The following is a 17152-nucleotide window of genomic DNA, read 5'->3' as shown; positions in this document are numbered from 1 at the left end:
GATGTTCGAGGCGGACGGCACGGACCTGCTCGGCGTACCCTATGAGCGCTTCGTCCTTGATTGTGGGCGGGACGCGCAGGGGCCGCTGATCGCCACGCTGGTGCGCCGCCGGCCGGACCACGGCGACGGGCGGCGGGCCGTGCTGATGCTCGGTGGGCTCGGGGACTACTTCTTCCAGACGCACGTCGCCGATCATCTGGCCGCCGGCGGCTGGGGCGTCTACGGGCTGGACGTGCGGCGGTACGGGCGGAGCCTGCTGCCGCACCAGACGCCGAACTTCTGCCGGTCGCTGACCGAGTACTACCCGGAGCTGGACGCCGCGGTCGCGCGGATGACGGCGGACGGCGCGCGGGAGATCGTGCTGTGGGGGCACTCCACCGGCGGCCTGATCGGGTCGCTGTGGGCGGCGGACCGGCCGGGCGTACCGGTCGCCGGCGCGTTCCTCAACAGCCCGTTCCTGGACTTCGCGCTGCCGTGGGTGCTGCGCCGCCCGGCGATGGCGGCGGTCTCCGCGGTGGCCCGGCTCGCGCCGCACGCGGTGATGCCGCATCCGACGTCCGACGCGTTCGCGGTGGCCACGCACGCCACGCTGGGCGGCGAGTGGTCCTACGACCTGGCGCTGAAGCCGGCGCGCGGGCACCCGATCCGGCTCGGCTGGCTGGCCGCGATCCGGGACGCGCACCGCCGGGTCCGGCGCGGGCTGGGGCTGCGCATGCCGGTGCTGGTCGGCTCGTCGGACCGGTCGTTCGACTGGGTGTCCGGACCGCGCGAGGACATCCACCGCACCGACATCGTGCTGGACGTCGCGCACATCCGGCGGTGGGGCGCGGCGCTCGGCACGCACGTCACGCTCGTCCGGTTCCCGGGTGCGCTGCACGATCTGACGCTTTCCGGACCCGATGTCCGCGCCGCGGTGTTGCGCCGGTTCGATCAGTGGGCCGGTTCGCACATCCGGCGTGACGCACCACGCCGAAACTTGAATGATTCCAATCTAGTGCCCTAAGGTCGTCGGCGTGACGTCCGATCTCGCGGCGCGGCTGCGGGCGGTCTCGTTGCGCGTGACCCGTCCCCGGCTGGCGGTGCTCGCCGCGCTGCACGACCACCCGCACGTCGACACCGACACCGTGATCTCCCTGGTGCGCGCGGACCAGCCCATGGTCTCCCACCAGGCGATCTACGATGTTCTGCGTGCGCTCACGGACGCCGGCCTGGTGCGTCGCATCCAGCCCGCCGGCGCGACCGCGCGATACGAGACCCGGGTGGGGGACAACCACCACCACCTCGTGTGCCGCTCCTGCGGCGCGATCGTCGACGTCGAGTGCGTCACCGGCCGGGCTCCCTGTCTCACCGCCTCGGACGACCACGGATTCGCGGTCGACGAGGCGGAGGTCGTGTTCTGGGGCACCTGCCCTGATTGTTCGTGATTGCGAGTGGAAGGAAACCAATGAGCGACAGTCTGGACCCGAAGGCCGGCGGCTGCCCGGTCGCGCACGACTCGGTGACCGCGACCGGCAGCGAGAGCGAGAACCCGGCGATCGACACGCCGACGCCGAAGACCGGCGGGCGCCCGCGCACGAACCGTGACTGGTGGCCGAACCAGCTCGACCTGTCCGTGCTGCACGCCCACTCGTCCAAGGGCAACCCGCTCGGCGACAACTTCGAGTACGCCAAGGAGTTCGCCAAGCTCGACGTCGAGGCGATCAAGCGCGACATCACCGAGGTGCTGACCACCTCGCAGGACTGGTGGCCGGCCGACTTCGGTCACTACGGCGGCCTGATGATCCGGATGAGCTGGCACGCCGCAGGTACGTACCGCATCCAGGACGGCCGCGGCGGCGCCGGCGACGGCGGGCAGCGGTTCGCGCCGCTGAACAGCTGGCCGGACAACGCCAACCTGGACAAGGCCCGCCGCCTGCTCTGGCCGGTCAAGCAGAAGTACGGCCAGAAGATCTCCTGGGCCGACCTGCTCGTCCTCGGCGGCAACGTGGCGCTGGAGTCGATGGGCTTCAAGACGTTCGGCTTCGGCTTCGGCCGCGAGGACGTGTGGGAGCCGGAGGAGATCTTCTGGGGCCCGGAGGACACCTGGCTCGGCGATGAGCGCTACTCCACCGACGCGCTGCCCGAGGGCGTCGGCGCGGCCGAGATGGGCCTCATCTACGTCAACCCCGAGGGCCCGCGCGGCAGCGCCGACCCGCTGCTCGCCGCGAAGTTCATCCGCGAGACGTTCGCCCGGATGGCGATGAACGACGAGGAGACCGTCGCGCTGATCGCCGGCGGCCACACGTTCGGCAAGACGCACGGCGCCGCGCCCGCCGACGGCCACATCGGCCCGGAGCCGGAGGCCGCGCCGCTGGAGGCCCAGGGCCTCGGCTGGCTGAACACGCACGGCACCGGCAAGGGCGGCGACACCATCACGTCCGGCCTCGAGGTCACCTGGACCGACAAGCCGACCCAGTGGTCCAACCGCTTCTTCGAGATCCTGTTCGGGTACGAGTGGGAGCTGACCACCAGCCCGGCCGGCGCGAAGCAGTACGTCGCCAAGACGACCGACGAGATCATCCCGGACGCGCACGACCCGTCGAAGAAGCACCGGCCGACGATGCTGACGACCGACCTGTCGCTGCGCGTCGACCCGGTGTACGAGAAGATCTCCCGCCGGTTCCTGGAGAACCCGGAGGAGTTCCAGCTCGCGTTCGCCAAGGCCTGGTACAAGCTGCTGCACCGCGACATGGGCCCGGTCAGCCGCTTCCTCGGCCCCTGGGTGCCGGAGGCCCAGCTGTGGCAGGACCCGGTGCCGGCCGTCTCCGGCCCGCTGGTCTCCGCCGAGGACGTCGCCGGACTCAAGCAGATCATCCTGGACTCCGGCCTGACCGTGTCCCAGCTGATCTCCACCGCGTGGTCGTCGGCCGCGACCTTCCGCTCCACCGACAAGCGCGGCGGCGCGAACGGCGCCCGCATCCGCCTCGAGCCGCAGCGCAACTGGGAGGTCAACCAGCCCGCGCAGCTGTCCGAGGTGCTCACCACGCTCGAGGGCATCCAGGCCGAGTTCAACGCGGCCGGCGGCGCGCAGATCTCGCTCGCCGACCTGATCGTCCTGGCCGGTGGCGCCGCCATCGAGAAGGCCGCGCGGGACGCGAACGTCGAGGTCACGGTGCCGTTCCACCCGGGTCGCACGGACGCGTCCCAGGAGCAGACCGACGTGGAGTCGTTCAAGGTCCTGGAGCCGCGCGCCGACGCGTTCCGCCAGTACCTGCGGCCGGGCGAGAAGACCCAGCCGGAGATCCTGCTGGTCGACCGCGCCTACATGCTCGACCTGACCGCACCGGAGATGACCGCGCTGATCGGCGGCCTGCGCGTGCTCGGCAACAACGTCGGCGGCGCCCAGCACGGCGTGCTGACCTCGCGCCCCGGCGTGCTCACCAACGACTTCTTCACCAACCTGCTGTCCCCCGGGACCCGCTGGAAGGCGTCGGAGACCGAGGAGCACGTCTACGAGATCCGCGACCTGTCCACCGACAAGGTCATCTGGACCGCGACCGCGGTCGACCTGATCTTCGGCTCCAACTCGCAGCTCCGCGCGCTGGCCGAGGTCTACGCGTCCGAGGACGCCCGCGAGAAGTTCGTCGAGGACTTCGTCAAGGCGTGGGTCAAGGTCATGGACAACGACCGCTTCGACCTGAAGTGATCCCCGCTTAGCCAGAACGGGCCCGGCCGAAAGGCCGGGCCCGTTCTGTGTGCGGTTCGCCTGAGAATCGCGGAGATACTTCTTGTAAGCGCCGCACTACTCTGGAGAGACTGCGAGCGCTGACCGGAGGCGGAGAAGTGGGGCAGGTGCGGCGATGGGGGGCGGCCACTTCGGTAAGTGCCGCCGGAATGGGTGCCTCCTGGGTGCTGTGCCAGGCAGTTCTCGGTATGGATCTCCCGACGGCGGTTGCTGTGGCGACGTCCGTAGCCGCGCTGATCGGTGCTCCGTCGGCGGCCTGGGCGGCGTATCGACCGGCCTTGCCGCTGGCCGACGACGTACGGCGCGACGTCGCTGACGCGACTGTGGAAGGGCACCTCACAGCCGTCGCGTGGAACATTCCGCCGCGAAATGTTGCGTTTACCGGCCGACGTGAGCAACTGGCGGCCCTCCGCGGGCATCTGCAGAACATGGGGCCTGTTGTCATCATGGCCCTGCACGGTATGGGTGGAGTCGGAAAGAGCTCGCTCGCGGTCGAGTACGCACATCGTTTCGCCGAAGACTACGACATAGCGTGGTGGATTGATGCCGAGCAGCCCGCTTTCGTGGCCGAGCAGCTGGTGAGCCTCGGATCTCTGGTCGGTTGGACGCCGAATCTGTCGGACGTCTCGGCCGGTGCCACGGAGGTACTGCGACGGCTTCGAGTCGAGAACAGATGGCTCGTCGTGCTCGACAATGTCGAGTCTCCCGAGGAGGTGGCTCGCTGGCTGCCGCAGGGACCGGGCCACGTGCTCCTGACATCCAGGAGGCCTGATTGGTGGCAGCTCGCGGCGGCGGTCGAAGTAGACGTCTTCGATCGGGACGAGTCGATCGCCTTGTTGCGCCGAATCTCACCTGCTGTCAGCGGTGCCGATGCCGGTGACATCGCGCGAGAGGTGGGTGACCTGCCCCTTGCCGTCGCACAGGCGGCCGGAGTGCTCTCGGAGACCGGAATATCGGCTCGTGACTACCTCAAGGAGCTGAGGCGGGGTGCCGCGGCGGTGATGGCCGAGGGTAAACCGCTTTCCTATCCGACCTCATTTGCCGCTGCGATAAAGCTCTCCCTGGGCCGAATGGCGGATGACAATGCGGCGGCTGCCCAGTTGGTGCGCCTGTGTTCGGCGTTCGCCGCCGAACCGATTCCGATCGAGTTGTTCTCTTCGGAGGCCGCAGCTCGGCTACCGCAGCCGCTCGGACCGGCGACGGTCTCTGCGATGGACTTCCGGCGGGTGCTCGGCCGGGTCAATCGATTCGGACTGGCGAAGGTCAACGAGTCCACCATGCAGCTACATCGATTGACGATCATGGTTGTCGCAGACCAGCTCGACGCCCATGAGAGCTCCGCAGTGCATGCGTCCGCGCAGTCTCTGGTCGCTGCGGCCACGCCGGGCGACAGCCGGCATCCGGAGAGTTGGCCGGCCTGGTCCCGGCTGATGCCCCACCTCTTGGCTCTTGAGCCGGCGAACAGTGAGAATCCTTCCTTCAGGGCGGCGGCGTGGCAGGGTGCGTGGTTCCTACTGGAACGTGGTGAGCTGTCGCTGGGCAGAAGCATCACCGAGGATCTCTACCTGCGGTGGCGGGACAGGCTGGGTTCGGATGACACGGACACCATGCACGCAGCGCATGGCTTGGCGTCGGCGCACTGGCGTCTGGGGCAGCATGATCGAGCTGAGGCGATAAGTCGGGATACCTACCTCCGGCGGCGCCGCCTATACGGGGAGGACCACGCTGACACGCTGCTGTCGGCTGTTCAGTACGCATGGCAGCTCTACGAGGTCGGAAGGTTTGCGGAAGCGTACGAACTGAACGAAGACGCAGTGGCCCGGCTCCGGCGGTGTAAGGGAATGGACAGCCGGCTCACACTGGGTGCCACTCACAATCTCGCCATCATGCTACGCAAACTCGGCGACATCGAGGCTGCGATAGCGCTTGATGAGGATACGCATGGCCGACGTCTGCGATTGCTGGGGAAGAGGCATCCCCACACCCTCATCTCAGTGCTCACCCTGGTGCGTCTGTATCGTCAAGCGGGCCAGGGGATCAAGGCGATGGAGATGTGCAACGAGGCGTTGGCAACTTCCAGGGCCACGCTCGGTGTCGGCCACTACATCACACACGACCTCGCCGCGCTCAAGGGAGTGCTGCTCTACGACGCGGGACGCCTTCAAGAGGCACAGCAGGTACAACAGGACACCCTCGATCGTCGTATCGAAGTGCTTGGTGCGGCGCATCCGCATACCGTCGAGACCGCGAAGGACCTCGCGAGGACCCTCCGAGCTCTGAAGAAGTCTCGGCTGGCAGTCCAGATAGAAGCGAAATTCCCCTCATCCGGCTGACCTTCGGCACGCGGTCCTGCGGCATGGCCGACCGCACGGCCATGCCGCAGGATGCGTGCTACTTCCAGAACGGCTTGTGCCGCTTCGGCTCCTCCGCCGGGAGGGTGTCGTCCACCGGCTTCCCGCTCTGGCCGGCGTCGCTCTGGCCGGTGCCGGGGGTTGTCGCGAACTCGTCCAGCAGGCGCAGGGACTCGGACCAGAGGGTGGCCAGGTCGGCGATGCCGCGCAGGAGCAGGCGCTTCAGTTCGGCCAGCGGGCGGACCTCGGACTCGGGGACGCCGGTCAGGACGGCGTGCAGGCGGGTTCCCAGGTCGTCGAGGAGGTCGCGTCGCTCCATCGTGGACAGGTCGACGGCCGCGCGCAGGCCGGCGGCCTCGGCACGGGCGAACGCGACGAGGTCCGCGCGCGGATCGGGCCGGCGGCCGCTCGGGGCGACGGCGGTGACCGGGGCCATCGCGGGGCTCGGCGCCCGAGGGACACGGCCGCCGGGCGCGGACGGGACGGCACCGGGCCGGCCGGACGCGGGGGGCGGTGGGGGAGCGGACGCCGTCGGTGCCGGGCTCGCGGGCGGTGCGGCGCCGAATTCCGGTGCCTCGGCGAAGGACGCGGCGCGGGCGACGCGGAATCCGCCCGCCGGGCCGCCACGGCCACCCACGACCGGTCGCTGCCCCGGCAGCGCGGGAACGGCGGTGAGCCGGTCGGCCGCGGGGTTCTCCCAGCCGGACGGCGACTCGACCGGCTGCGTCACCCGCCGGGTCTCGCCGCCCTCGGTGACCACCCGGGTGTCCACGGCCAGCCACGCCGTGAAGCGGCACAGCACCCGGTGCCGCAGCGAGGTCGCGACGATCTCCGGTTCCAGGGTGACCTCGCCGATCGTGTAGCGGTCCTCCAGCTCGCGCAGCCGGGCCCGCGCCCACTGCGCGGTCACCGCGGTCTCGTCGTCGCGCCGGACCGGCACCTGCACCACGAACTCCGCGTCGTCACGGGTGCGGCCGCGTACTGTCAGCGACGCGGGCGCCGGTTCCGAGGACCGTTCGAACAGCACCAGCGGTACGCCCGGGAAGATCGACTCCGGTCGCCGGGGCGGGAAGCCGTCGACGGTCACGGACGTCACCAGCGGGGCGGCGATGCGCCGGTGGATGCGGTCCATGGCCTCGTCGAGGCGGTCCTCGCTCTCGACCAGTTCGCAGCGGCCGGCGCCGGTCGCGGCCAGCCGGCCGAGGAAGCCGGCGTTGACCGCACGGTCGATGCCGACCGTGTGCACCCGGACGCCGGCGGCGAGCGAGCCGGCCTGGGCGAGGATCTGGTCCTCGTTGCCGACCTGCCCGTCCGTGATCAGCACCAGCACCCGGTCCCGGCCCTGCGGGGAGGTGGCCAGCAGCCGCAGCCCGGCCTGCAGCGGTGCCAGGATCTCGGTGCCGCCGCGGGCCTGCGCGCCGGCCACCCACTCCACGGCCCGGAACCGGTTGCGGTCGGTCCCCTCGGACAGCCCGTCGCCGAGCGCGGGCGGCCGCTCGATGTGGTTGTCGAAGGTGAGCACCGCGAACCGGTCGGCGGCGGTGAGCGTGTCGACGATCCGGGCGGTGGCGCGCCGCGCGGTCACCATCTTCCAGCCGTGCATGCTGCCGGACCGGTCGAGCAGCAGCACCACGTCCTTCGGCCGGGGCGCGGCGGACGTCGTCGGCGGCAGGACCACCAGCTGGTACGTACCCCCGTCGGCGTCGGGCACGAAGACGGCGCCGGACCCGGAGCCGGAGTACGGCAGCCGCAGGACGAAGTCGCGGTCCGCGCGCTCGCCCGGCAGGATCTCGATCCGCCCGGAGTCGCGGGTGACCGCGTGCAGGCTGGAGCGGACCTCGGTCAGCGGCAGCCCGGCCGGGTCGACGTCGACGCCGATCGACAGGCGCAGCGGGTGCGGGAAGCCGGGCAGCAGCACCGGCGGCGTGATCCGGGACGCGTCCGGGACCGCGTCGGTGTCCCGGACCCGGCCGTCGCCGGCCTGCTCGCCGGGCAGCGGTACCCCGGGGACGTAGCGGGGCGCGACGACCAGCGGGAACCGGAACGTGGCGGCGTCGTCCTCCCAGGCGAGCGGGCCGGTCAGCGACAGTGTCACGGTGACGCGCTCGCCGGGCAGGATGTTGCCGACGCGCATGGTGAACACGTCCGGCCGGTCCTCCTCCGCGATCGAGGCGCGCCGGCCGGCGCTGATCGCGGCGTCGTAGGCCTGACGGGCCGCGCCGCGCTCCCGCAGGTCGGCCTCGACGGTGCGGTCGTCCGCGGTCATGGTCATGCCGGTCACGGCCGCGCGGTCGGGCAGCGGGAAGATGTAGGTGGCCTCCAGCGGTTCGTCGAACGCGTTGACGAACTCGGTGGTGACGACGGTGCGGGAGACCAGGCCGCTGATCCGGGCCCGCACGTCCAGCCGGTCGAGCGGCAGGTTGCCGCGGGGCGTGCTGAGCGTGCCGAGGCCGGCGTCCGGCCGGGGCTGCGGCGGTGCGATCGGGACGACGGGCAGTACGGTCATGCGTTTCCCCCATCTTTGAGCAGGCCACGGGCCCGGAGCAGGTCGATCAGCGGCTGGGCGGCTTCGGTGAGGTCCTCCAGGTCGGGTGCTGACGGCCGTACCGGCAGGAGGAGGAAGGCACCACCGCCCAGCGCGACGCCTCCCACCTCCCGCACGCCGCCGGTGGCCGGGGGTTCGTGCGCCGCCGCCGGCGGCGTGGCCCAGAAACGCGGGCGGCTCGCGGCCGGCGGGGCCTCGGATCTCAGCAGCTCGGCCGGGACGCGGGCGATCGCGGCCAGCTCCGCATCGGTGGCGCCGGCCAGCTCGGCCTGGATCGTTGCGAGGGACTGCCCGGCGGCCTGGCGGCGCTTGACCGCGACGATCTGCAGCAGGTGCCGTGGCCCGTAGAGCGCGGTGCGCCCGCGCATCGCGGTGGCGCGGTCGACCAGGCCGGTCGTCGCGTACCACCGCACCGCGCGACGGTCGGGCAGCTCACGGACGCGGCCGTTGGGCGCACCGGGATATTCGGCCGTGAGGGCCTCCCGCACGCGCTCCAGCAGCTCGTCCATCGTCCACATGCCCGCCATCGTGACACTGTCACCGTGACAGTGTCAACGGCTGATCTAGACTGCCGGGCATGAGCGAGCCAATCATCAGCTCGGCGCCCGCCGCCGCGAGGCCGCGGTGGCAGGGGGGAACGGCATGACCGAGCGGCTGTCCAGCCGGGAGATCGCCCGGCGTGCGGTCCGGCGGCAGATCGAGACGGTCGCGATGGAGCTGTTCCTCGAGTCGGGGTTCGACGCGGTCACGATCGACCGGATCGCGGCCGAGGCCGGCGTGTCGCAGCGGACGTTCTTCCGCTACTTCCCGACCAAGGAGGACGTGGTCGTCGGCGACCCGATGGAGTTCGGCACGATCCTGCGCGACCTGCTCGAGGCGCGCCCGGCGGGCGAGCCGGCGGCGGAGGCGGTGCGGCGTGCGCTGGAGGGGTTCGCGCAGCTGGTGGAGCAGAACCCGGCCGCGCCCGGCATCTCGAAGGTCATGTTCACGATCGGCACGCCGGGCCTGCGCGCCAAGCACATCGAGAAGAACACGGTGTGGCAGGAGTTGCTGCTGCCGGACGTGCTGCGCCGGTTCGGTGACGTGCGCGACGCCGAGCTGGTCGCGCGCGCCCTGATCGCGTCCGGGCTGGCCGTCTTCGAGACCGCGCTGGCGTACTGGGCGGCGCACGGCGGCGACCTCGGCGACCTGCTGGCCCGCGCATTCGAGGGGCAGCGTCTGACGTAGGTGGCAGTTACTGACATGTCTGGCATAGGCTGTCGGCAAGGAATCCCCTTGCTGACGGGAGTACGCGCATGTCTCGCATCACCACGCCGTTCCACGCGGGCACCACGGCCGACGAGGTCGCGGCCGGTCACGACCTCACCGGCCGGCGCGCGATCGTCACCGGCGGCGCCTCCGGCATCGGCCTGGAAACCGTCCGCACGCTGGCCCGGGCCGGTGCGGACGTGACCGTCGCGGTCCGCGACGTCGACGCCGCCCGGGACGCGCTCGACGACGGCACCGTCCGGATCGCCCGGCTCGACCTGGCGGACCCCGGGAGCGTCCGCGCGTTCACCGCGGCCTGGGACGGTCCGCTGCACCTGCTGATCAACAACGCCGGTGTGATGGCGGTGCCGGACCTGCGGCGTACCGCCGAGGGGATCGAATGGCAGTTCGCCGTCAACCATCTCGGCCACTTCGCGCTCGCGGAAGGGCTGCACGGCGCGCTCGCCGCGGCGGGCGGAGCCCGGATCGTCGCGCTGGCGTCGGCCGGCCACCACGTGTCCCCGGTCGTCCTCGACGACGTCAACTTCGAGAACCGGCCGTACGACCCGTGGGCCGCCTACGGCCAGGCGAAGACCGCGACCGTGCTGTTCGCGGTGGAGGCGACCCGCCGGTGGGCCGCGGACGGCATCTACGCCAACGCGGTGTCGCCGGGCGGCGTCATGACCAACCTGCAGCGCCACATCCCGGCGGAGACCCGGGCGCGGTGGGCCACGGCGCCGATCCTCAAGACGCCGCAGCAGGGCGCCGCGACCACCGTGGTCGCCGCGATCGCGCCGCAGTTCGACCGGATCGGCGGCCGCTACCTGGAGGACTGCACCGAGGCCGAGGTCATCGACGACGACGCGGAGGCCGGGCTGGCCGACCCCGGCGTGCGCCGCTGGGCGCTGGACCCGGCCGCGGCCCGGCGCCTCTGGGAGGTCTCTACGGCCTTCGCAGCCCGGTGAGCATGACGTCGAGGTAGCGGTGCGTGACCGCGCGACGATCCTCCGCCCCCGGGTGCACCCGCACCGCGAAGATCACCCCGCACATCAGCGGCAGCAGGTCCGCGTCCGTCACGTCGGGGCGGACCCGGCCCGCCGCCCGCGCGCGGTCCAGCAGCCGGCCGGTCAGCGTGTCCAGCCGGTCGCGCAGCTCGGCCGTGCGCGGCAGCACGTAGGTGCCGGCCGCCAGCGCCGGCTGCATCGACGCGTCGTCGAGCTGCGCGTCCAGCGTCGCGATCAGGAGGCCGGCGAACGCGGCCCCGGCGTCGTCCTCGGTCACCGCCCGTTCCGCGTGCGCGACCAGCGCCTCCAGGCTCGGCGTCGCGATCGTCTCCAGCAGCGCCTCCGGCGTGGGGAAGTGCCGGTAGACCGTGGCGACGCCGACCGAGGCGGCCCGCGCCACCTCGTTGAGCTGCACCGGGATGCCCTCGTCCACGAAACGCCGCCCGGTGTCGACGATCAGTTGCCAGTTGCGGGCCGCGTCCTTGCGCATGGTCATGAGACGAGGGTAACCGGATAACTCATCCACTTCATGTTACGTTGAAGCGGATGAGTTATCCGGTTCTTTGTCGGGAGCGACCCCATGACCACGGTGCAACTGAGTAACGAGACGATCGAGGCCGGCGGGCGCACCCGCACCTACATACTGGCCGCGCCCGCCGGCGGCTTCGACCGCGTGCTGCTGGCCTTCCACGGATCCGGCCTCAGCGCGGCCCGGTTCCGGTCGTTCACCGGTAACACCTTCGACACCATCCCGGGTACGGCCGTCGCCTACCTCGACGGCTACCGGAGCCAGTGGAACGACGCCCGCCTGGCGAGCACCTTCCCGGCCCGCCGGGAGAACGTCGACGACGTGGCGTTCGCCGCCGCGGTCGCCGGCCGGGTCGCCGAGGGCCGGCCGGTGTACGCGGCCGGCTACTCCAACGGTGGTGGCCTGGTCATCCGCCTCCTGCACGAACGCCCCGACCTGATCGCCGGTGGCGCCGTCATCGCGTCCGGCCAGCCCGCCCCGGACAACTTCCTGCCGTCGCCCACGCTGCCGGTCGTGCCGAAGCCGGTGCTGCTCATCCACGGCACCCGCGACCCGCTCGTGCCCTACCGAGGCGGCCGGATGGCCGGCTGGGCGCGCGTCGTGTTCCGCTCCGGCGGCGCGCTGCTCTCCGCGCCCGACACCGCCGCGTACTTCGCCGCCCGCAACGGCATCACCGCGCCGCCGGAGACGGTCACGCTCACCCCCGAGGTGAGCCGCACCGACTTCCACCAGGCCGGCCACGAACCGGTGCGGCTGTTCACGATCCACGGCGGCGGCCACACCGTCCCGGGACCGGTCCCGTCGCCCGCGCTGATGGGCCGCACCACCCGGGACCTGCACACCACCACCGCGATCGCGGACTTCTTCGGTTTCTAGATTTACGTGCTCCGGCCGGTCCGGCGCGGGCTGTGCCGCCCCGGACCGGCCGGTGCTGCTCAGCGCTTCGCGGGGACCAGGCGGTAGATCAGGCCCGCCGCGTCGTCGGAGACGTAGAGCGCGCCGTCCGGACCGGGGACGGCGTCGACGCTGCGGCCCCAGCGGGTGCCGTCCGCGTTCTGCCAGCCCGTGACCAGGGGCTGGGGTGCGGTGAGCGTGCGCTTGCGCTGGTCCCACGGGCTGTAGACCACGGACGGCTCGCGCGGGGGCTGCCGGTTCCAGGAGCCGTGCGAGGTGATCAGGGCGCCGCTGGACAGCGACCGGGGCAGCGCGGAGCCGTGCGTGAAGGCGAAGCCGAGCGGTGCGCTGTGCGCGGGCAGGCCGACCGCGGTGCGGTCCACGGTGGAGCAGTCCAGCACCGAGTCGTCCGGGTTGCGCAGCGGCTGTGCCACGTACCCCAGGTTGGTCAGGTTCTTGCTGCCCCTGGTGTCCGGTACGCAGTAGGGCCAGCCCAGCTCCGTGCCGGTGGTGATCCTGGCTACCTGGTCGACCGGGTTCTCGTTGACGTACGCCGGGACCACCTGCCCGTACTGCCCGGTGTCGTCGCGGAACGGATAGGGCTGGTTATCGGCCTGGTTGATCGAGGCCCACAGCGTGCCGTCCGGGGCGAGGTCCAGGCCGGAGCCGTTGCGCACACCGGTGGCGATCGTCCGGTCGCCGGTGCCGTCCAGCCCGACCCGGCGGATCGTGGCCCGCTCCGGCGTCGTACCGGTGCGGTCGACCGGGTCGTCGTTGGTCAGCGAGCCGAGGTTGTAGAACACCTGATTGCCGCGGACCACCGGGGTGATCCGGTCGTGCCCGCCGCTGGGCAGGCCGTCGACGATCACGCGCTGGTTCGACACGGCGCCGTTCGCGTAGTCCCACACCAGGATCCGGTTCCGGTCGCCGGCCACCACGACGTGCCGGCCGTAGCCACCGGCCACGTCCAGGCCCTGCGGGTGCTGGAGACCGTCGACCAGCGTCGTCACCGCCGGTCCCGCACCGCCGGCCGCCGGGGTGAGCAGCTTGATCGCCCCGGCCGCGCCGGTCGAGACCAGCAGGCGGCCGTCCGGCGTCCACGCCAGGCGCCGCGCGCCGGGCACGTTCGCCCAGACCTCCGCGGACCAGCCGGGACGCAGGTTCAGCGACTGGCCCGCGGCCGTGCCGGGATCGACCCCGCCGGCCACGGCCAGCGCCACCGGTGACAGCGGGCCGGCGGCGCTCGCCGCGGGTGGACCGAGCGTGACCACCAGCCCGAGCGACAGCGCCACCGCGGCGCCGGACCGGAGTCGCCACGGGACACCGCCACCACGTGACGCGACGGCGGAAACGGGCATGGGCATGGCTGCACCTCTCGTCGACGGACCGTGGTATCGACGATAGTCATCATCGGGCGGTCCCGCTCACGAAACCTCCACCCCGGCTCCACCCGTCCTCCCGGCGGCCGCCGGAGCATGGACGGCATGCCTCAGCTGCTTCGGTTCGGATATCAGCAGGCCGCGAGCTGTGTGTTCGCCGGCGTGGTCTTCGGCCTGCTCGCGGTGACCGGCGTGCTGCCGCTGCCGATCGCCCGGTACGACGCGCTGCTGATCGGCTGCCTGGTGCTGACCGCGCTGCTCTGGACGCTGCGCGTGGAGACCGGCCGGGAGGTGCTCGTCATCGGCCTGTTCCACCTGGTCGGACTGGCGCTGGAACTGTTCAAGGTGCGGGCCGGATCGTGGTCGTACCCGGAGGACGCGGTCACCAAGATCGGCGGTGTGCCGCTGTACAGCGGGTTCATGTACGCCGCGGTCGGCAGCTACCTGTGCCAGGCCTGGCGACGGCTGGATCTGGAACTGACCGGCTACCGGACGTGGCCGACCGCGGCGGCCGCGCTGTTCGTCTACGCGAACTTCTTCACCCACCACTGGCTGCCGGACCTGCGCCTGCTCGGCGCGCTCGGGCTGCTGGCCGCGACCTGGCGCACCGCGGTCACGTTCCGGGTCGGCACCGTGCGGTACGCGATGCCGCTCGCGCTGTCGTTCGCGCTGGTCGGCGGCCTGCTCTGGCTGGCCGAGAACGCGGCCACCTTCCTCGGCGCCTGGCAGTACCCGGACCAGGGCGACGTGTGGCGCATGGTCCACCTGTCCAAGGCCGGCTCCTGGGCCCTGCTGGCCAGCGTCAGCTTCGTGCTGGTCGCGGCCCTCAAACGCTGGGAGTCACGATCGTTCCCGCGCCCGGCGACCACCGGGGCGACACCCGCGGCGGCGGTCCGGCCGCGATCCTGAACACCCTGTCGCGCCGCGGGCTCAGCGCACCGTGAGCACGGCGGTGTAGAGCGGGCTGCCGTCCGTGGCGGCCAGGCGCCACGGCGAGTCCGCCACCACGGCCTCGAACTCGGCCACGCCGGCCAGCCAGTAGTCGAACCAGGCCGTGACCGTGGAGCCGTGGCGGACGCGGATGCGCAGCTGACCGCCGGGGCGGCCGCGGTCGCGGTTGCGGCGGTGGTATTCGGCGTGGACCGGGTCGGTGGACCGGTAGGGGTCGATGTTGGACCCCAGCAGCACGGCTCCCGGCGCGGCGACCCCGGCCAGCGCGGCCAGCCGCCGGGCCGCGGCCGCGGGCGAGCCGAGCAGGGCGAGGTTGCCGCCCATCAGCAGCAGCGTGTCGAACGGGCCGGCGGGCAGGGTGTCGATGTCCCCGGCGTCCGCGGCCAGGCCGCGGGCCCGGCAGACCTCGACCGCGCCCGGGGACGGGTCGACGCCGCGCACGTCCGCGCCCCGGTCGCGCAGCGCGGCCAGGTGGCGGCCGGCACCGCAGCCGACGTCGAGGACGCGGCCCCGGGCCCGGCCCAGCAGCGCGACCTCGGACGCCGGCCAGTGCTCCGGGCCGTGCAGGTAACGCGCGGCGTCGCCACGGCTGACGAAGCCGTCGTCGCGTTCGACGATCTCGGTGGCGGTGCCGGCCGCCGCGGCCTCCCGCAGCAGGTCCCCGAACGCGTCCCCGATCACCGGCTCCATGACCGTCGTTTCTACCGGTCCCCGAGGACGCGGTAGACGGCCTGGTCGAAGTCGGCGAACGCGCCGTCGGCGCCGAGGTCCTGGACCCAGAGGCCGGCCATGGCGCCGGTGAAGCCCCAGGCCTCCGGCTCGCCGTCGACCTTGTGGGCGGCGTGCTCGTCGGAGAGGATCGTGGCGTCCGGCGTGGCGGGCAGCTCGGTCCAGGTGCCGCCGGTCGCGTACGCGAAGCGGATGACCGGGCCGTCGAACGTGACCCGCAGGCGCAGGCGGTCGACGCCGGGCAACGGCACGCGGCTGTCCGGGTGGGTGGCGCGGCGGCCGTTGTCGCAGGAGAGCACCTCGAGCACCGGGTGGCCCTCGTCGCCGCGCGTGACGTACGCGTAGTGCCAGTTGCGGGTGTTGTAGTAGGCGGTGACGCCGGCGAGCTGGCGGAAGTTCGCCGGGCGGAACTCCATCGTCGTCTCCAGGCTGCACCGCCGCGCGGTGACCCGCCGCGCGACCAGGCTCGGCCGCAGCCGGCCGACCGGGGACTGCCCACCGTGGACGCGCAGGTGCGACGGGCGCGCGGACAGCTCGACCCAGTCGGGCGTGGCCGGGCGGCGCAGCGTCGACCAGTCCGGGCCGAGCGCGGGGGCGTCGAAGTCGTCGACCGCGGTGTCCGGGACGGTGTGGATCTCCTCGACACCGTCCGGCACGGGCACCAGGTCGGCCGGGACGCCGCCGTCGACCCGCGGCCAGCCGCCGGGCTCCCAGGTCACCGGCTGGATCGCGGTCTCCCGGCCGAGCACGCAGGCACCGCGCGGCGTGTACGGCCGGCCGACCAGGTGGGCCAGGTACCAGCTGCCGTCCGGGGTGGAGACCAGGCTGCCGTGCCCGGCCTTCTGCATCGTCAGGTCGGGGCGGTGCAGCGAGGTGATCAGCGGTCCGGCCGGGTCCGGCTCGTACGGCCCGAGCAGCGAGCGGGACCGGGCGACCAGTGCCTCGTGCTCCCAGCTCGTGCCGCCCTGCGCCACCAGCAGGTAGTACCAGCCGTCCCGCTGGTAGAGGTGCGGCCCCTCGACCAGGCCCGCGGACGTACCCGGGAAGATCTGGAACTCCTCGCCGACGAGCGTGCGGGTGGCGCGGTCGTAGCGCTGGGCCTGGATGCCGGCGAAGCGGTTGTGGCCGGGCCGCCAGTCCGCGGTCATCGACAGCATCCAGGTGCTGCCGTCCTCGTCGTGGAACAGCGAGGCGTCGAAGCCCCGCGCGTGCAGCACGACCGGGTCGGACCACGGGCCGTCCGGTGACGGCGCGGTGGTCAGGTAGTTCTGCGAGTCCCAGTAGCCGCTGGAGAAGCTGGACACGTCCGTGTAGACCAGGTGGAACTCGCCGTCCACGTACGACAGGTCGGGCGCCCAGACGCCGCACGAGTCGCCGGCGCCACGCAGGTCGAGCAGGCGCTCCTCGGTGAGGATGCCGCCGAGCGGGCGCCAGTGCACCAGGTCGGTGGAGTGGTGCAGGCGCACGCCCGGGAACCACTCGAACGTCGACGTGGCGATGTAGTAGTCGGTCCCCACCCGCAGGATCGACGGATCCGGGTGGAAGCCGGGCAGCACCGGGTTCCTCAGCAGCGGCGTGGCCGCGCGGTCCGGTGCCTGCAGGGCGTTGCCGGTCGTGGAGGTCATGGGTCCCATCTCAGTCGCTGAGTCCGAAAAACCTTCCGGAAGAACATCGGAGACGGTACGGCCGTGAGCGCCCCCGCCCGGCCGATGCTAGTACGCCGATCGATGAATTCGGTAGCTCTTTCTGCCGGTCTCCGGCGTCGAAAATTTTCGAAGCACAACCGGAACATCGGCGA

The 17152-nt window shown here is 72.1% G+C and carries 14 protein-coding genes; 8 read left to right on the top strand and 6 right to left on the bottom strand.

All coding sequences use genetic code 11. The features are described from left to right. Position 1: 1 nt before the first annotated feature. The 4 genes from J2S44_RS05970 to fxsT all read left to right on the top strand — a co-directional run bounded on the left by J2S44_RS05970 (position 2) and on the right by fxsT (position 6057). The gene (locus J2S44_RS05970) at positions 2 to 1003 is read left to right on the top strand and encodes an alpha/beta hydrolase (protein WP_310409683.1); all 1002 of its coding nucleotides are present in this window, start codon (positions 2 to 4) and stop codon (positions 1001 to 1003) included. A 10-nt stretch (positions 1004 to 1013) separates the two neighbouring features. Next, on the top strand, positions 1014 to 1424 hold the full coding sequence (locus tag J2S44_RS05965) for a Fur family transcriptional regulator (RefSeq protein ID WP_310409681.1): 411 nt from the start codon (positions 1014 to 1016) through the stop codon (positions 1422 to 1424). Between the two features lie 20 nt (positions 1425 to 1444). Then, complete coding sequence (gene katG / locus J2S44_RS05960; protein WP_310409679.1) at positions 1445 to 3685, top strand: catalase/peroxidase HPI; 2241 nt, start codon at positions 1445 to 1447, stop codon at positions 3683 to 3685. A 227-nt stretch (positions 3686 to 3912) separates the two neighbouring features. Then, positions 3913 to 6057 carry an FxSxx-COOH system tetratricopeptide repeat protein gene (fxsT, locus tag J2S44_RS05955; RefSeq protein ID WP_310409677.1) on the top strand — a complete coding sequence of 715 codons (2145 nt, stop codon included), beginning with the start codon at positions 3913 to 3915 and terminating at the stop codon, positions 6055 to 6057. Positions 6058 to 6115: 58 nt separating this feature from the next. Here the strand turns inward: fxsT and J2S44_RS05950 are convergent, their stop codons facing one another. Together J2S44_RS05950 and J2S44_RS05945 are read right to left on the bottom strand one after the other, a co-directional pair. Then, the gene (locus J2S44_RS05950) at positions 6116 to 8581 is read right to left on the bottom strand and encodes a VIT domain-containing protein (protein WP_310409675.1); all 2466 of its coding nucleotides are present in this window, start codon (positions 8579 to 8581) and stop codon (positions 6116 to 6118) included. Beyond that, the gene (locus J2S44_RS05945) at positions 8578 to 9138 is read right to left on the bottom strand and encodes a MerR family transcriptional regulator (protein WP_310409674.1); all 561 of its coding nucleotides are present in this window, start codon (positions 9136 to 9138) and stop codon (positions 8578 to 8580) included. The genes J2S44_RS05950 and J2S44_RS05945 overlap by 4 nt, the downstream gene beginning before the upstream one ends. A gap of 124 nt (positions 9139 to 9262) precedes the next feature. On the opposite strand from J2S44_RS05945, the gene J2S44_RS05940 reads away from it, so the two are divergent. Beyond that, complete coding sequence (locus J2S44_RS05940) at positions 9263 to 9847, top strand: TetR family transcriptional regulator (RefSeq protein ID WP_310409672.1); 585 nt, start codon at positions 9263 to 9265, stop codon at positions 9845 to 9847. Between the two features lie 68 nt (positions 9848 to 9915). After that, the gene (locus J2S44_RS05935) at positions 9916 to 10833 is read left to right on the top strand and encodes an SDR family NAD(P)-dependent oxidoreductase (RefSeq protein ID WP_310409671.1); all 918 of its coding nucleotides are present in this window, start codon (positions 9916 to 9918) and stop codon (positions 10831 to 10833) included. Here the strand turns inward: J2S44_RS05935 and J2S44_RS05930 are convergent. After that, positions 10811 to 11368: a TetR/AcrR family transcriptional regulator gene (locus tag J2S44_RS05930; RefSeq protein ID WP_310409669.1), complete on the bottom strand. Its 558-nt coding sequence runs from the start codon at positions 11366 to 11368 to the stop codon at positions 10811 to 10813. The two genes, J2S44_RS05935 and J2S44_RS05930, sit on opposite strands and share 23 nt — an antisense overlap. A gap of 84 nt (positions 11369 to 11452) precedes the next feature. Here J2S44_RS05930 and J2S44_RS05925 point away from each other — a divergent pair, with 84 nt between their 5' ends. Then, on the top strand, positions 11453 to 12277 hold the full coding sequence (locus tag J2S44_RS05925; protein WP_310409667.1) for a CE1 family esterase: 825 nt from the start codon (positions 11453 to 11455) through the stop codon (positions 12275 to 12277). Positions 12278 to 12336: 59 nt separating this feature from the next. Here the strand turns inward: J2S44_RS05925 and J2S44_RS05920 are convergent, their stop codons facing one another. Then, complete coding sequence (locus tag J2S44_RS05920; RefSeq protein WP_310409665.1) at positions 12337 to 13659, bottom strand: PQQ-dependent sugar dehydrogenase; 1323 nt, start codon at positions 13657 to 13659, stop codon at positions 12337 to 12339. Positions 13660 to 13779: 120 nt separating this feature from the next. Here J2S44_RS05920 and J2S44_RS05915 point away from each other — a divergent pair, with 120 nt between their 5' ends. Beyond that, entirely contained in the window at positions 13780 to 14583 is an 804-nt protein-coding gene (locus tag J2S44_RS05915) for a DUF817 domain-containing protein (RefSeq protein ID WP_310409664.1), read from the top strand. A gap of 21 nt (positions 14584 to 14604) precedes the next feature. Here J2S44_RS05915 and J2S44_RS05910 read toward each other — a convergent pair whose 3' ends face one another. Beyond that, positions 14605 to 15315, bottom strand: a complete 711-nt coding sequence (locus J2S44_RS05910) for a class I SAM-dependent methyltransferase (protein ID WP_310409663.1) — start codon at positions 15313 to 15315, stop codon at positions 14605 to 14607. 11 nt (positions 15316 to 15326) lie between these two features. Continuing rightward, positions 15327 to 16979 (bottom strand): glycoside hydrolase family 43 protein, encoded by a 1653-nt coding sequence (locus J2S44_RS05905; protein ID WP_310409661.1) that lies wholly within the window; start codon positions 16977 to 16979, stop codon positions 15327 to 15329. Positions 16980 to 17152 lie beyond the last annotated feature (173 nt).

Source organism: Catenuloplanes niger, from assembly GCF_031458255.1.
Lineage (GTDB): Bacteria > Actinomycetota > Actinomycetes > Mycobacteriales > Micromonosporaceae > Catenuloplanes > Catenuloplanes niger.
This window is presented reverse-complemented; position numbering and strand designations above follow the sequence as displayed.

What these genes read in the sequence shown, in the direction of transcription:
- J2S44_RS05970 (WP_310409683.1), top strand. Translation starts at nt 2, where the DNA reads ATGTTCGAGGCGGACGGCACGGACCTGCTCGGCGTACCCTATGAGCGC.
- J2S44_RS05950 (WP_310409675.1), bottom strand. Translation starts at nt 8,581, where the DNA reads ATGACCGTACTGCCCGTCGTCCCGATCGCACCGCCGCAGCCCCGGCCG.
- J2S44_RS05920 (WP_310409665.1), bottom strand. Translation starts at nt 13,659, where the DNA reads ATGCCCATGCCCGTTTCCGCCGTCGCGTCACGTGGTGGCGGTGTCCCG.
- fxsT (WP_310409677.1), top strand. Translation starts at nt 3,913, where the DNA reads ATGGATCTCCCGACGGCGGTTGCTGTGGCGACGTCCGTAGCCGCGCTG.
- J2S44_RS05915 (WP_310409664.1), top strand. Translation starts at nt 13,780, where the DNA reads ATGCCTCAGCTGCTTCGGTTCGGATATCAGCAGGCCGCGAGCTGTGTG.
- J2S44_RS05925 (WP_310409667.1), top strand. Translation starts at nt 11,453, where the DNA reads ATGACCACGGTGCAACTGAGTAACGAGACGATCGAGGCCGGCGGGCGC.
- J2S44_RS05930 (WP_310409669.1), bottom strand. Translation starts at nt 11,368, where the DNA reads ATGACCATGCGCAAGGACGCGGCCCGCAACTGGCAACTGATCGTCGAC.
- J2S44_RS05945 (WP_310409674.1), bottom strand. Translation starts at nt 9,138, where the DNA reads ATGTGGACGATGGACGAGCTGCTGGAGCGCGTGCGGGAGGCCCTCACG.
- J2S44_RS05940 (WP_310409672.1), top strand. Translation starts at nt 9,263, where the DNA reads ATGACCGAGCGGCTGTCCAGCCGGGAGATCGCCCGGCGTGCGGTCCGG.
- J2S44_RS05905 (WP_310409661.1), bottom strand. Translation starts at nt 16,979, where the DNA reads ATGACCTCCACGACCGGCAACGCCCTGCAGGCACCGGACCGCGCGGCC.
- katG (WP_310409679.1), top strand. Translation starts at nt 1,445, where the DNA reads ATGAGCGACAGTCTGGACCCGAAGGCCGGCGGCTGCCCGGTCGCGCAC.
- J2S44_RS05935 (WP_310409671.1), top strand. Translation starts at nt 9,916, where the DNA reads ATGTCTCGCATCACCACGCCGTTCCACGCGGGCACCACGGCCGACGAG.
- J2S44_RS05910 (WP_310409663.1), bottom strand. Translation starts at nt 15,315, where the DNA reads ATGGAGCCGGTGATCGGGGACGCGTTCGGGGACCTGCTGCGGGAGGCC.